The organism is Halarcobacter bivalviorum (assembly GCF_003346815.1).
Taxonomy (GTDB): Bacteria; Campylobacterota; Campylobacteria; order Campylobacterales; family Arcobacteraceae; genus Halarcobacter; species Halarcobacter bivalviorum.
This window is the reverse complement of sequence record NZ_CP031217.1, coordinates 417,709-433,478: the sequence shown is the minus strand read 5'-3', so window position 1 is coordinate 433,478 and position 15,770 is coordinate 417,709. Positions and strand designations below refer to the sequence as shown.

Here is a 15,770-nt window from a genome sequence, read left to right as displayed (position 1 = left end):
TTGTAATACTATAAAATTACTTCAATACTTTTAGAATCAGTCTCAATTTTTTTTGATTGAATAATTCTATCTTCTTTTAATTTTACAGCTAACTCTTTATCAGTAATTGCTAAAATTTGCATAGCAAAATATGCAGCATTTATTGCCCCAGTTTCACCAAGTGTTGTATTACATACAGGAATCCCTGCTGGTGTACACACTGAAGAAAAAGATTCATCGGCATTACTATCTTTTGTTTGATGAGAAATAACTGGTTTCGTAGTTAAAGCACTTACCATTCCAGCTAAATGAGAAACAACTTTAGAGGCTGTTATAAAAATAACTGCTCCTTTTTTTTCTGCATCTAATACATACTGTTCAGTTCTCTTCGGAGACTTTAGGGCGGAAGAAACAATAATCTCATATTTTACATCAAACTTATCAAAAGTTTCAACACTATACTTCATTGTTTCATAGTCAGATTTATTACCTAGAATAACAGATACAAACTTCATTTTCTCACCTGTGATTTTTTAAACCCGTGAATTTTATCAAAGTTTTTCTAATAACTTAATTACTTTTGAAGCTTTAAGCTTTTGCCAACCATCAAACCTGTATAAAAGTAACGACTCATCTCTAAAAATAAATTGACTAAAATTTTTAGATTCATCTTTTACAAAAATAGCTTTTGATAAATTATATTCCATTGTCTGTTTTTTTCTATTTGTATATATTACAACTGTTGGAATAAAAAAAGCATCAGCAATATAATAAGTTGCTGTATCTACAGTTAAGATCTTAGTTGCATTTGATACGATATAACAAAAATCTAAAAAACTTGAAGAATCATTATTTAAATCAAAATACCTTTCATGGGAAAATTTTGAATCAAGTTTCAAAGCAGAGATAAAAGTATACTCAGGCATTTTTTCAATAAGCTTCTTTAAAAACCTTACTGCTATTTCTTTTGGAATAGATTTTTGAGCATTTGCTGAATATGGATGATATAATAAAACCTTTCCTCTTTTTTTAATAGTTTTTATTTTATCTTCTAGCTCTTTTTTAGGTCTATATGCAGCTATATTTATTTGATTATATTTCATCTCATTAGGTATTGTTTGATAATCAATTCCTAATTTATATAACCAAGCATCTGTGTGATTTAAAGTTTCATAAAAACTTCTTTTTGAAACGGAACTTGCATCTATGAAAAAATCATATTGACAAAACTCTTTTACATCAATAGATAAAGCACTTACTTTATTTATAAAAGTTTGATTTGAGAAAATTGTCTTATCTCTGGTATAGAATCTATTTTCTGAAGCATTTAAATAGATATCTATTTTTACACTTTTAAATACTTTCATTAACTTTTCATAAAAGATTCTTAAAGCTGTAGAAGCACAAATCATTTCAGAGATACTAAAACCTAAATTTCCAAGTATTACAATACTTATATCTCTTTTTAGTACCCCTTCTACTTGCTTCTGCAAATCTGCTTTTTCTTCATTTAGGTATAATGACTCTAGTACTGAGTTACTATTTTTAGTTAATATATTTGTATTTTTATATTTATAATTTAGATTATTTGTAATATTATACTCATTGATATTTGTAATTCCTAATTCTCTAGGAAATTGACTTAAATACCTAACCTTTGATTCATCTATTATCTTTGCTTTATATTTATTTCCAACACTAGCAAGAACTCTTTTTAAATCATTAAAATCTTCTAATGTCGAGATATAGATTGTTTCATTTAGTAAGTTAGATGGTCCTTTAACTTTTTCATACTTAATTAAAGTACCATCTGTAGTTTTTATATTAATATTATCAGTTACTCTAAATACTACCATTCTTAATTATTGCAAGAACCTTCACAACAATTTTCTTCCTCATTTTTTACTCTTAGCATAGTAAGATATGGTAATTTTCCAGGAAGTTTTATCTTATTTGTATTTCCACTATGTACTGACTCTAACTCTTTATTTGTTTCAGTTAAAATCTTTTTAAAAGATAGATAATATTTTCCATCCTCTTTTTTATAAATTTTTCCTATTTCATTATCAACTTCTGCAATTTCTGAGTTTAAAGGAGCAAAAATCTCTGTCTCTTCATTTGGATAAGTTTTATATTTACAAAGGAAATGTTCTTCATCTTCTGTAACAAGACCACTTACTTCATAAGAACCTTTACTTAAAGCATATTCATGGTTTTGTGTATCATTTCTATCAAAAGGTTTGTGTACTAAATAAGCATCTGTAAAACCTCTATTTTTTGTTGTTGCAAGTTCTTCTTGATATTTATTAGCATCAAAGTTACCAGCCTCATAATCATCAATTGCTGATCTATAAGCATAAGCTGTAACTGCTGCATAATATGGAGATTTTGTTCTTCCTTCAATCTTAATAGAATCAACTGCTCCTGATTCTAAAATTTCATTTACATGTGATGCTAAATTCATATCTTTTGCATTAAAAATATATGTTCCAACACCTGGTTCTTCTTCTAGTCTAAATAGAGTACTATGATCTTCATTTGCAGCATATAATGTATACTCAAATCTGCAATCATTTGCACAAGAACCTCTATTTGGTACTCTTCCCATTTGTACTGCTGATACTAAACATCTTCCAGAATAAGCAAAACACATAGAACCATGTACAAAAATCTCTATTTCCATCTCTGGTAAATGTTTTTTAATCTCTTGAACATCTTTTAAAGATATTTCTCTTGCAGCAATAATTCTTCTTACACCCATATCCCAAAATACTTGTGCATCTAAATAATTTAATACATTTGCTTGTGTTGATAAATGAATTGGTATTTGAGGAGCTAACTCTCTACAAAGTTTTACAACTCCTGGAGCTGCTACAATAAATGCATCTGGTTCTAATTCAGCCATTTTAATAATATGTTTTTTTAATAAATCTATTTGTGAATTAAATGGAAAACCATTTATTGTTGCATATACTTGTTTACCTCTTGCATGTGCATAATCTATTCCCTCTTTAAATGTTTCAAAGGTAAACTCTTTTCCACTTCTAATTCTTAAACTAAAGTGGCTTACTCCACCATAAACTGCATCTGCTCCATAGGCAAAAGCAATCTTTAATTTCTCCAAGTTACCAGCAGGAGAAAGTAATTCTACTTTATTATTTTTGTTCATTATATTCCTTTGTGTTTCCAAGACACTGTTTTTAAAAGCGAAATTATATCAAAAGTTTTTATAGTTTAAAAATTTAAAAAAAATTAGTTGATTTTTATAAGATTATGCTTAAGATGAAGAGAAGGCTTTAAAAGCTTTCCCATTCATCGTCATCATTGTTATTTGCAGTTATTATTGTACTATTACTTTTTGTAGGTGTATCAACTTTTTTAACAGAAGTTGTCTCTTGAGATTTTTTTGTCACTTCAGTTTTAGGTTTAGACTTAGGCACTTCTCTTTTTTCACTACTTACAATATAGTTTTTACAATGGTCAACTTTAATATTATCCATTGCAGCAAATAAAGCATCAGTTTCATCTTCTAGTTTTTTAGAAATCATCTCTAATGTTGAGTTAGATGCTGAGTTTGCATTTTCTGTAATATATTCTTGAACTGCATTATGAACCTTTGTATGATGTTCTTTTAGTGCAGTCCAATTTGACGTTCTTGTAAAGTCTAATCCTTTACTCTCTTGTTTTGTAATCCACTTACCAAAATCACACTCTTGGCAAGTTATAACTTTCCATGAAGAAGTTGTTTCTCCTAGTTTTGAGAAGTTACTATTTTTAAATACAATATGGTCATTTTTTAATTTTGAAATTTCAAACACTAAATTAATATCACAAATCTCTTTTTTCTTATTCTCATTAAATTTAGCTCTATCTGCAATATCAAGCATATTTGTTGATAAAGTTGCAACTTCATTTGCTAAAGAACTAATTTGTGTAGCAGAAGCTGCATTTCTTTGAGTTGCTTGGTCAAGAGAGTTTACAACATCATTGATTTGAACTATTCCAGTTTCTTGCTCTTTACTTGCGCCATTTACATCTGCAATAAGTTCAATTGTTTCATTTACTTTTGAACTTAATTCACTATATCCACCAATCATATTATCAGCAATTTGTTTACCTTCATTTGCTTTTGAAGTTGCATTTTCAACTAAAGCTTTAATCTCTTTAGCTGCATCAGCTGACCTATTTGCAAGGTTTCTTACTTCTTGTGCAACAACTGCAAAACCTTTTCCAGCTTCACCTGCTGTTGCTGCTTCTACTGCGGCATTTAATGAAAGAATATTTGTTTGGAAAGCAATTTGATCAATTACTGTAATAGCTTCGTTAATTGAACTTACCTGAACATCAATATCTTCCATTGCACTTGTTGTTTTAGAAGCTAGTTCTTGTCCATCTTTTGCTGATTTATTTAATTCATTTGCTAAACTAGACATTCTATTTACTTTTTCATTACTTGATTTAATAATAGAAGTAATCTGTTCAACAGCTGCTGCTGTTTGTTCTAAAGAAGCAGCTTGTTCATTTGCTGAAGTTGATAAAGAAGATGATGATGCTGATAAAACATCTGTATCTCCATTTAACTTCTCTCCTGTTGTTGTAATCATAGATAAGAATTCAGATACTGTTCCTCCAAGTTGTTTTGCACTTGTAAAAATTGAACCTATAATACCATTTGAAGCAGAACTACTTACACTTGTTTTATAATCAAAATTAGAGTTTCCATATTCAATTAAAATATTATTAATCTCTTCTAACTTACTATTTGTTCCTTCTATCATAGAGTTAATAGAAGTTCTTAACTCTTGAATTTGTGGATTATTTGAAGTTTTTTGTACCTTGTAAACATAGAATCCATTATTAACTTTTTGAATTACATCTTTAACTTCATCTATAACTTTTGCATCCTCTTCATATCCATCTTTTAAAGATTTGATATAAGCATTAAAGGCATCTACAACTTCACCTACTTCATCATTATTTGTTTTTTTAATTTCACTTGTAGTTTCTGAGTTATTTGATAATAAAGTGATTGCTTCTTTTAAATCTTCTAATGGGTCTCCAATTACTTTTTTTACTAAATAGCTATATACTGCATAAATAATTACCACTGAGATTAAAATAAAAATTAAAATATAAGTAATGATAGAGTTAATTTCATCATTAGTTCTTTGCTCCATAGCCAAGATACTATCTTCAATATCATCTACATATTCACCAGTTCCAATAATCCAATCCCAAGGAGCAAATCTTTGTACAAAAGAGAATTTTTGCTGAGGAACATCTTTCCCTGGTTTTTCCCACATATATTTTACAAGTCCACCTTCAGCTTTATCATTGGCAACTTTTGACATTTCATTAAATAAAAGTTTCCCTGATGTATCTTTTGAAGCAGATAAGTCTTTTCCATCAAGAGCAGGTTTAATTGGATGCATTACCATTTTTGGATGAGAATCATTTATCCAGAAATATCCATTTTTTCCATAACCCATATTCTTAATAGCATTTAAAGCCTCTTTTTTAAGATGTGCCGAAACATCAGATACATATTCCCCTGTTCCAACAACCCAGTTAAAAGGTTCAAATAGTTTTACAAAAGATACTTTTGGTTGTGGTTTTTCAAATCCAGGTTTTGGCCAAACATAATCAACAAAACCCTCTTTATCTTTTTTTGCAACTTCTGCAAAAACTGTAAAGATTTTCTTTCCACCTTTATCTTTAAATTCAGCTAAATCTTTATTATTTAATGATGGTTTAATTGGATGCATTACCATTACAGCATCAGTATCATTTATCCAAAAATACCCCGACTCCCCATATCTTGTACCTTCAACAATACTTTTAAGTCTTGTCTTCAGCTCTTCTTGAGATACTTTTCCATTTAATCTTTTATATTCAGCTTCTAAGATTGAAAAAAGAAAACCTGTTTGTTCTTTTAAATCTTCTTGAACTTCAACTTTTACTTTGTCAATGGCAGTTCTTTCATAATATGAATTAACTGTTTTCATTGCTAAAGAGACATAGTTTTGTAACTCTTTCTCTTTTTTTAAGTAAGATTCCTTTCTAAAATTTTCAACGTCCTTCTTAGATAACTCTTTGATTGAGTAAATAGATTGTACTGCAGTTATCACTGTAACTAATACAATTGCTATTAACGAGATTATCAATAGTTTCCCTTTAATAGATAATGCGCCCATATTAGTATCCCTTTTTATTATTTTGACTTATTCTATCTTTATAAAACAAAATTTGTCAAGTTAATTACTTAATTTGTAAAAATTATTTTTATTTTTCTTTTATTATGTTAAAATCCAATTTTATTGGAGTAATTTATGATAGGAAAACTATTTAAAAAAACTGCGGATGATTTAATTGAAGAGATAAAAAGTAAAAATTTTAACGAATCAAAAGCAGATTCAATTTTAGAACATATAAATATTAATCATACAAATCAAAACTTACAAAACTTTTTACATATTGCAACTTTAGAAAATAAACCTAAAGCTGTAAAGTGGTTACTTAAAAATAAAATAAATGTAAGAGAAGTTGATGGAGAAGGTCAAACTGCTTTATTGATTGCTTCAAAATATAATTATATTGAATGTATTGAAGAGTTAATCAAATATGATGTTGATGTTAATAGAGTAGATTATGATAGAACTTCTGCTATAGAGTATATTATTGAAAATAACTTAGTAGATATTTATAAGAAAATTAAACATAAGGTAACTGATGTAAATAAAAAAAATCATCAAGGATTAACCCTACTTCAAGTTGCTATTAAAAATAAATCAATTGAGATAGTAGAAGATTTATTAGATAATCCAAATTTAGAGAATAAACATCAAATACTTTTTTATAATGAGACTTTTTTAGATGAAGAGATTTTCAAACTATTAATTCCTAGGTTTGACAAATTTAGTACAGTAGATGAACATCAAAGAAATGCACTTTTTTATATTGTTGAAAATGGAGTAAAAAGTAAAAAGTTATTTGCTCCTTTTACACAAATTGTTGATATAGACCATGTTGATGAAAAAGGAAATAATATCTTATTACATCTTCTTTCTATAGTTTTAGAAAAAGAGAAAAATATTCAAAATGATTTAGTTGAAGATTTTAATGAGGCACAAGAAGAGTTAGAAAATTTAATTCAAATGATACCTCTTGTTGCAAATAGTGGAATTAATTTTGAAACTTGCAACTATGCAAATGAAACTGCTATTTCTTTACCCGTAAGATATAAATCAATAAGAGTTTTAAATCTTTTATTAGATTGTGAAATAGATATTAATATAAAAAATAGGGATAGACAAACAGCACTTAGTCAATCTATTATTAGAGATTCAAGTTATATGGAAATAAATCATGTTCTAATAGATTTTGGAGCGGATCCTAATATTAAAGATAAAGAAAATGTTACAGCTATTGAAAAATTAATTGAAGCTATCCTAACAGTCAAAAGTGATAAAAAACCTAGATTTTCAGAAATTAGTTCAGATACTGATTATATAACATTACTTGAAGCTGTTTTACAAAATACAAATGCAAATCTTACAATGCTTAATTCTAAAAGAGAACCCTACTTTTTTGAAGCCTTAAGATATGGAAATTTTGATTTAATAAAACTTCTTATTAAGCATGGAGCAGATGTAAACCAAACAGATATGGAAGGAATTCATATTCTTTATAAATATATGGAAGAGGGTTTAAAAGAAGAGAATGAAATAAAAAAGAAAAAGTACTATGAAAATCTTGGTACTATTTTACTTCTTGGAGCAAATGTAAATGCAACTGACTCATTTGGTGGAGTTGTTCTTCATAAAGCAATTTTAAATCTTGATATCAATGTAGTTAGAATTCTTATGAAAAATGGAGCAAATCTAAAAGCAGTTGATAATAAAGGTAGACATATGCTTCATAACTCAGTTTGGAAAAATGATTTAAAGATGTTTAAATATATCTATGCTCATTGTCAAGAGCAATTAAATAAACCAGATAAGTTTGGAGTATTACCAATTAACTATGCAGCTTTTCTTGGATATTCAAAAATTGTATCAGAGATGATTCAACTTGAAGCACATATAAATAATCCTCATAAAAAGACAAAATACATCTTAACTTTCTTAAAAAAGTTTCATGATAATTTACCAAAATTATTAGAAGAGACAAAAGATAGATTAAAAAAAGAGAAAGTAACTAAATTAATAGAAAATATGAAAAAAGAGTTTGAGGTTATAGACTAACTCTTTTTTCTAATAAATTCTTAGCAAAGGTATAAGCATCTTCAGTTATATCTGCCCCACTTATCATTCTTGCAATCTCATCTACTCTTGCTTTATCATCAAGTTTTTTTACACTAGAAACACCATCTTTTTTATCAACTAAGAAATGAATATCAGCAGTTGATGTTAATTGTGGTTGATGAGAAATAGCAAAGATTTGATAATTTTGTGAAAGTTTTTCTAAAACAGTTGCAATTGCTGAACTCTCTTTTCCACTTAAGTTTGCATCAATTTCATCTAAAAATAGTATTCCATTATTTACTATCTCAAACTCACTAATTGAAGTTAAAAGAGCAAGTCTTAACCTATTAAATTCTCCACTACTGATTGTTTCAAGATTAACTCCATTTAGTTCAAATTCTACTTCATCAATACCTGTTGAATCTAACTCTTTTTTATTTAATTTTATATTTGCATTTGAAAGATATAAATATTTTAAATAATGATTTATTTTCTCTTCTAAAATCTTTACAGACTCTTTTCTAAAAAGTGAAATTTCTTCTACTAATTTAAAAATACTCTCTTCTAATTTTTTAAGATTTTTTTCTAATTGAGATTTTTCAAAAGAGATATTCTCATAAGAGTCTAACTCTTTTTGCTTCTCTTCTTTATATGCAATTGCTTCTTCTATAGAACCAAATCTTTTTTGTAGTCCAGCTAGTTTTTCTAATCTATCTAATACTGTCTCAATATCTAACTCTTCTAACTCATATAAAGAGTCATTGAACTTTTCAAAGATATTATTTAACTCATTTAAACTCTCATCAAAAAATGTTGAATCTTCATCTAAAAGTTCTAAAGCTTTATTTACATGAGTTGTATAATCAAAGATTGGACTTGCTAATTTAATCGCTTCTTCTATTTTCTCTTTTCTTGATAACTTCTTTTTTATAGAATCTAGCTCTTCAAACTCATCTACTTTAGGATTAATACTTTCTATTTTTTCAATTTCAAACTTTGCAAACTCTTTTAAATCTTCAAGTTTTGATTCATCCTCAATTATTTTTTTTAGCTCTTTTCTTGTTCTTTCTAACTCTTTATACTCTATATCAAATTGTTCTTTTAATTTTGAATACTCTTTATTTTTTTTTGCACATAAAGAATCAAGAAAAGAGATTAATTTTTTACTATCAAAATCACTTGTATCTTTTAAATGAAGATGTTTAATTAACTTCTTTGAAAAGCCATTTAAATTCTTTTTTGAGATAGTTTGAGCATTTAAAAAATATCTTACTTTATCTTTTTTTATCTGTTTAATTATAATCTCATCATCTTTTGAAATATCATATACTTCATCTTCTATATTGCTATTTATTAATGAAACTTCTCCCAAACTTGCTTTACTCTCAGTAATAGCAAATAGAGATAAAATTGATTGCATTAAAACTGATTTTCCAGCTCCACTAGGTCCTGTAAAAATGACTAAACCTTTATCAAGTTCCATCTCTACTTCATCAAATGATAAAAAATCTTTTAAATAAATTCTTTCAATCATAAAATTAATTACCCCACTGTAATTTATCATTTAAAACTTCAAAGAAGTTTCTTTTTGTTCTATGAATTAACTTTGCTTTTTGTTTTGCAATAGTTACTTTAATAACTGCTTCATTATCTACTTCATAAGTATCTTGTCCATCAATAAGTAAGATAGCACCTTGTTCATCTTTTATTTTAAATTCTATTTCTATATCTGCTGGCATTACAAGAGGTCTTTGAGTAAGGCTATGTGGTGCAACAGGAGTAATAATAAAAGCTTCAGTTAAAGGATAAACAACTGGACCACCAACAGATAAGTTATAAGCAGTTGAACCAGTTGGTGTTGAAATAATAACTCCATCTCCATAATAGTTATTAAAAGATGAGCCATTTATTTTTGCTTTAATTTTAATCATAGAAGATACAGTTTTTCTTGAAATTACAATATCATTAAAAGCTACAAAAGATTTATTATTTACTTGACACTCTACTAACATTCTATTATCAATTCTATAGTTATTATTCATAAAATCAATTAAAAATTTTGGAAGTTCTTCATAAACAATATCCGTAAGAAAACCTAATGTTCCTAAATGAATACCAAGTATAGGAATATTAAATTCAAATGAGTTACGAACTACTGATAATAGTGTTCCATCTCCTCCAACTGATACTAAAAAGTCCACTTTTTTACATAGTTCTTCTAATTTTAAACCCCCACTAATATTCAACATCTTAGAACTTCTTTCTTCTACAAATGTCTCTATATTATGAGCTTTAAAATAGTCAACTATTTCATAATACTCTTTTTCAATTTCTGGAGAATCAGGTTTTAATATAATCCCTGCTTTACTCTTTTTTTCGAGTTTTTTTGCACTTCTTGTAAGTTTCAAATATATTTCCTATTTGATTATATAATTTGTAGAGATTTTATCTAATTAAAAGTTAAAAAGTAGTGGGTATAAAAAAAGCCCAAGCCGAAGCTTGAGCTTTGAAGTAAAACTACGCACAATTATGTATGTGCTTAGTTCAGACCTTTTCTATGTAATTACGAAATTAAAATTTTTATTACATATAGAAAAGCTCGTTAATCACTAAAGAAGTGAAGAAATTCACTTCTTATTAACGTGATTAACCGTTTCTCTTAGCAATAATTTCTTCAGAAACATTCTTTGGAACTTCTGCATATGAATCAAATAACATTGCATAAGTTGCTCTACCTTGAGACATAGATCTTAAGTCAGTAGAGTATCCGAACATTTCAGATAATGGAATTAAAGCAGTAACTAGTTTAACACCAGCTCTTTCATCCATAGATTGAACTTGTCCTCTTCTTTTGTTAACGTCACCGATAACATCTCCCATATACTCTTCAGGAGTTTCGATTTCAACTTTCATCATTGGCTCTAAGATTACTGCACCAGCTGCTGCAGATCTACAAGCTTGTTTGAATCCCATAGAAGCAGCTAATTTAAACGCCATTTCAGATGAGTCAACGTCGTGGTAAGAACCATCAAATAATGTAACTTCAATATCAACCATTGGATAACCAGCAAGTACACCACCTGCCATAGCTTCTTCACAACCTTTTTGAACTGCAGGAATATACTCTTTTGGTACAACCCCACCTTTAATTTCGTTGTTGAATTTATAGTTATCTTCAGATCCAGCAGGTAATGGTTTAATATCTAAGAATACGTGACCATATTGACCTTTACCACCAGATTGCTTAGCATATTTGTACTCTTGTTTAACTGCATTTTTGATAGTTTCTCTATATGCAACTTGTGGAGCACCTACTTCAGCTTCAACTTTGAATTCTCTTTTCATTCTATCTACAAGGATTTCTAAGTGTAACTCACCCATTCCTGAAATAATAGTTTGTCCAGACTCTTCATCAGTATTTACTCTGAATGATGGATCTTCTTCAGCTAATTTACCTAAAGCAATACCCATTTTTTCTTGGTCAGCTTTAGTTTTTGGCTCAACTGCAACAGAAATAACTGGATCCGGGAAATCCATTCTTTCTAAAATTACAGGATCTTTTTCAGAAGCTAATGTATCACCAGTAATAGTTGTTTTTAAACCAACAACTGCACCGATTTCACCTGCGAATAATTGAGTAATTTCTTCTCTATTATTTGCGTGCATTTTAAGTAATCTTCCGATTCTTTCTTTTTTCATTTTTGTAGAGTTCATTACATATGTTCCAGATTCTAAAACACCTCTATAAACTCTTGTAAATGTTAATTGTCCAACAAATGGGTCAGTCATAATTTTGAATGCTAATGCAGCAACTTCACCTTCATCAGTTGAAGGAACGATTACAGCATCACCATCTTGAGTTTCACCCTTAATGTCAGCAACTTCAGTTGGTGCTGGTAAATATAAAGCAACAGCATCAAGTAAAGTTTGAACACCTTTATTTTTAAAAGATGTACCACAAACCATTGGAGTAATAGCCATAGCTAAAGTTTGTTTTTTAATACCTGCAATGATTTCATCTTCAGATAAATCACCATCTTCAAAGTATTTTTCCATTAAAGCTTCATCTGATTCAGCAGCAGCTTCTACCATTTTTTCTCTATATTCTTCAGCTTGCTCTAATAATTCAGCTGGAATTTCTTCTTCAGAGTATGCAGAACCCATAGCAGCATCGTCATCCCATACGATAGCTTTCATTTTAACTAAATCAATTACACCCTTGAACTCATCTTCAGCACCGATAGGAATTTGAATTGGAACAGGATTAGCTTTTAATCTTTCAGAAACTTGTTTTTCAACATTAAAAAAGTTTGCACCAGTTCTATCCATTTTGTTTACATAGATAATTCTTGGTACACCATATTTATTTGCTTGTCTCCAAACTGTTTCAGATTGAGGTTGAACTCCACCTACTGAACAAAATACAGCTACAGCACCATCAAGAACTCTCATAGATCTCTCAACTTCAATTGTGAAGTCAACGTGACCTGGAGTGTCAATGATGTTTACTTGTAGTTGTTCATTTGTTTTTGGGTGATTCCAGAAACAAGTTGTAGCAGCAGAAGTAATTGTAATACCTCTTTCTTGCTCTTGCTCCATCCAGTCCATAGTTGCAGCACCCTCGTGAACCTCACCAATTTTGTGAGATACACCAGTATAGAATAAAATTCTTTCTGTTGTTGTTGTTTTTCCTGCATCAATGTGAGCAGCAATACCAATGTTTCTAACTTTTGAAAGTGGTGTTTTTCTAGCCATTTTAATTGTTCCCTATTACCATCTATAGTGAGCAAATGCTTTATTTGCTTCAGCCATTCTGTGCATATCTTCTTTCTTCTTGAATGATGCACCTCTTTCATTAGCAGCCTCGAATAACTCGTTTGCTAATCTCTCTACCATAGTTCTTTCATTTCTTTTTCTAGAAGCATCAACTAACCATCTTAATGCTAAAGTTTGTCTTCTTACAGCTCTAACTTCAACAGGAACTTGGTATGTAGCTCCACCAACTCTTCTAGATTTTACTTCTAAAAGTGGTTTAACATTTTCAATTGCTTTTTCAAATAATTCAATACCAGACTCTTCACCTCTAGTATCTAAGTTTGCAATTGCACCATACATAATTTTTTGTGCAGTAGATTTTTTACCATCTAACATAATTGTATTAATAAATTTAGTGATCACTTTGCTATTGTAGATAGGATCAGCCATAATTTCTCTAACTGGAGCTTTTCTTCTTCTCATTATCTTATCCTTCTACTTATTTCTTAGGTCTTTTAGTACCATATTTAGATCTTGCAACAGTTCTATTTGCAACACCAGCAGTATCTAAAGCACCTCTTACGATGTGATACTTAACACCAGGTAAATCCTTAACTCTTCCCCCTCTAACTAATACGATAGAGTGCTCTTGTAAGTTGTGACCCTCACCACCGATATATGAGATAACCTCAAATCCAGTTGTTAATCTAACTTTTGCAACTTTTCTTAAAGCCGAGTTAGGTTTCTTTGGTGTAGTTGTATATACTCTTGTACATACTCCTCTTCTTTGTGGACATTTGTCTAAAGCTGGCGATTTAGATTTTTTAATCACCTTTTTTCGCTCTTTTCTAACAAGTTGATTGATAGTAGGCATTTCTTTCCTTATAAAATTTGGTTTGAGCTTTAAAGCGGCTCATGCTTCTCGCATACTTTGACATATGTTTAAGTTACATAATCAAAACGATACTACCATTCTAGGAAACGTTGAGTTTTCTAAAAAAGTCATGGATTATACTTAAGTTAAACTTAAATGAGACTTATACATAATTTTTGGGACGAGATGTATAAGTCTTTTTGAGAGGGATTAGATTGTTGAGAGTCAAAATAATCCTTGGCGCTTTTTAGCGTCGATGAAATTATAAAAAATAATGATTTCAATTAGGTTACAAAGTTCTATTTTTCATATAAATTACATATAAAAATGTTAATATTTCAAAAAACTAAAGAAGATTTCATGACTATATTAAATTATAAAAAAATAGGTACTGGTGATACTTCTATTATAGTTTTACATGAACTTATGGGTTCTTGTGCAAACTATGAAGCAATATTTCCATATCTAGATACTACAAAATTTACCTACTATTTTACAGACCTTAGAGGATATGGTTTATCAAAAGATTACAAAGGTGAGTACTCATGCAATGAAGCTTCTAATGATGTAAAAAACCTCATCACTCATTTAAATCTTAGTTCTGTAGATATTATTGCTCACTCTATGTCAACAATGATTGCACAAAAACTTGCTTTAATAGACGATAGAGTAAAACAACTAATTCTTATCACTCCTATTTCAGCAGCTGGTATAAAAATGAAACCAGATGCACAAGCAAAACTACTTGAAAGTATGAAAAAAAATGAAAACCTAATCGAACATGTAGTTGAAAGTGCAAGCAAAAGATACAGCCAACCTTGGAAAAACTACAGAATTAAGATGGGATATGAAGCTTCAACCTTAGAGGCTAGAACTGGATATATGACTATGTATCTTACAACTGATTTTATAGAAGAGGTAAAAGATATAAAAATTCCTATAAAAATAATAGTAGGACACCATGATTTACCTGCATTTCATAAAAACAATGTAAAAAAACAATTTGATGAGTATTACAATGATTTTGAGATAATAGAGTGCATGGAAGCGGGTCACTATCCTATGATAGAGTGTCCTGTATATTTTGCTACAAAAGTAGAAGAGTTTATAAATAAAATAGAAGTTTAGATTTTAGTTGAAATAAATTCACTAAATTCAAAGAAAGAACTTTTATTAAAGTGTCCACCCTCTTCTACTAAGTTTAGCTTTGAGTTTTTTAGTAGTTTTGCTGTTTCTACAGCTCCTTGATAAGGAACTTCCATATCATCTTTTGCATGATACATATAGACTTTAGCCTCAACATCTTTAATAGTAAAACCCCATGTTTTACTTTGAAGTTTGACCTCTTGCCCTAAGCCTTTTTTTTCATTTGCAAGAGAATCTTTAAAGCGAGAAGAGTTTTTAAGCTCTTCACTAAAGATTTCACTATAAAAGCTAAACATAAACTCTCCATTTGCTTCTGCACTTTGCTTTGCAAAGAATTCATAAAATCTTTTTATCTGCTCATAATTACCATAACACTTAATAACTTCTTCTTCATTAATTGCTGCCATACCACCATAAACAAAAATATTATCAACTCTGTGTTTTATCATTGTCTCTAGACAATAAGAGTGTAAAGCACCTGCTGATATTCCAAATAAAGAGAAGTTTTCTATTTGTAAAGAGTCAAGTAGTTTTATTAAAAGTTTTGAGTAATCTAAATAGTTTGCTAACTCTTTATAAGTAGAGTTTCCATAACCTACTCTACTTATCACAAGTAATCTTATATTTTTTTCTTTTAAAAAGTTTGCTAACTCATCTTGCTTTATTGTGCCAAAAGTTCCATAGAGCATTACTAGAGTTTTAGAGCAAGAGCTATTATAATCACTATACTCTAAAAAATGATTAGATTCATAAGCAAACTTTTTTATAGACAT

12 protein-coding genes are annotated in these 15,770 nt (G+C 29.0%); 2 read left to right on the top strand and 10 right to left on the bottom strand.

Annotated elements, in window-relative coordinates; genetic code table 11:
- Positions 1–8: 8 nt before the first annotated feature.
- From ABIV_RS02180 to ABIV_RS02165, 4 genes are all read right to left on the bottom strand, one after another.
- Positions 9–494 (bottom strand): 5-(carboxyamino)imidazole ribonucleotide mutase, encoded by a 486-nt coding sequence (locus ABIV_RS02180; RefSeq protein ID WP_114838333.1) that lies wholly within the window; start codon positions 492–494, stop codon positions 9–11.
- Between the two features lie 36 nt (positions 495–530).
- Positions 531–1,835, bottom strand: coding sequence for a hypothetical protein (locus ABIV_RS02175; RefSeq protein WP_114838332.1), 1,305 nt, complete (start codon positions 1,833–1,835; stop codon positions 531–533).
- Positions 1,836–1,837: 2 nt separating this feature from the next.
- Positions 1,838–3,148: a peptidase U32 family protein gene (locus ABIV_RS02170; RefSeq protein WP_114838331.1), complete on the bottom strand. Its 1,311-nt coding sequence runs from the start codon at positions 3,146–3,148 to the stop codon at positions 1,838–1,840.
- A gap of 127 nt (positions 3,149–3,275) precedes the next feature.
- The gene (locus ABIV_RS02165; RefSeq protein ID WP_205526943.1) at positions 3,276–6,143 is read right to left on the bottom strand and encodes a methyl-accepting chemotaxis protein; all 2,868 of its coding nucleotides are present in this window, start codon (positions 6,141–6,143) and stop codon (positions 3,276–3,278) included.
- Between the two features lie 165 nt (positions 6,144–6,308).
- On the opposite strand from ABIV_RS02165, the gene ABIV_RS02160 reads away from it, so the two are divergent.
- Positions 6,309–8,222 (top strand): ankyrin repeat domain-containing protein, encoded by a 1,914-nt coding sequence (locus ABIV_RS02160; protein WP_114838329.1) that lies wholly within the window; start codon positions 6,309–6,311, stop codon positions 8,220–8,222.
- Here ABIV_RS02160 and ABIV_RS02155 read toward each other — a convergent pair.
- The 5 genes from ABIV_RS02155 to rpsL all read right to left on the bottom strand — a co-directional run bounded on the left by ABIV_RS02155 (position 8,212) and on the right by rpsL (position 13,851).
- Positions 8,212–9,756, bottom strand: a complete 1,545-nt coding sequence (locus ABIV_RS02155; protein ID WP_114840429.1) for an AAA family ATPase — start codon at positions 9,754–9,756, stop codon at positions 8,212–8,214. The genes ABIV_RS02160 and ABIV_RS02155 overlap by 11 nt on opposite strands.
- A gap of 4 nt (positions 9,757–9,760) precedes the next feature.
- The gene (locus tag ABIV_RS02150; RefSeq protein WP_114838328.1) at positions 9,761–10,630 is read right to left on the bottom strand and encodes an NAD(+)/NADH kinase; all 870 of its coding nucleotides are present in this window, start codon (positions 10,628–10,630) and stop codon (positions 9,761–9,763) included.
- Positions 10,631–10,868: 238 nt separating this feature from the next.
- Positions 10,869–12,977: an elongation factor G gene (gene fusA, locus ABIV_RS02145; RefSeq protein ID WP_114838327.1), complete on the bottom strand. Its 2,109-nt coding sequence runs from the start codon at positions 12,975–12,977 to the stop codon at positions 10,869–10,871.
- A gap of 15 nt (positions 12,978–12,992) precedes the next feature.
- Complete coding sequence (rpsG, locus tag ABIV_RS02140; protein WP_114838326.1) at positions 12,993–13,460, bottom strand: 30S ribosomal protein S7; 468 nt, start codon at positions 13,458–13,460, stop codon at positions 12,993–12,995.
- Positions 13,461–13,476: 16 nt separating this feature from the next.
- Positions 13,477–13,851 (bottom strand): 30S ribosomal protein S12, encoded by a 375-nt coding sequence (gene rpsL / locus ABIV_RS02135; RefSeq protein WP_114838325.1) that lies wholly within the window; start codon positions 13,849–13,851, stop codon positions 13,477–13,479.
- 360 nt (positions 13,852–14,211) lie between these two features.
- Here rpsL and ABIV_RS02130 point away from each other — a divergent pair, with 360 nt between their 5' ends.
- Positions 14,212–14,979 (top strand): alpha/beta fold hydrolase, encoded by a 768-nt coding sequence (locus ABIV_RS02130; RefSeq protein WP_114838324.1) that lies wholly within the window; start codon positions 14,212–14,214, stop codon positions 14,977–14,979.
- Here the strand turns inward: ABIV_RS02130 and ABIV_RS02125 are convergent.
- Positions 14,976–15,770 (bottom strand): alpha/beta fold hydrolase, encoded by a 795-nt coding sequence (locus ABIV_RS02125; protein ID WP_114838323.1) that lies wholly within the window; start codon positions 15,768–15,770, stop codon positions 14,976–14,978. The genes ABIV_RS02130 and ABIV_RS02125 overlap by 4 nt on opposite strands.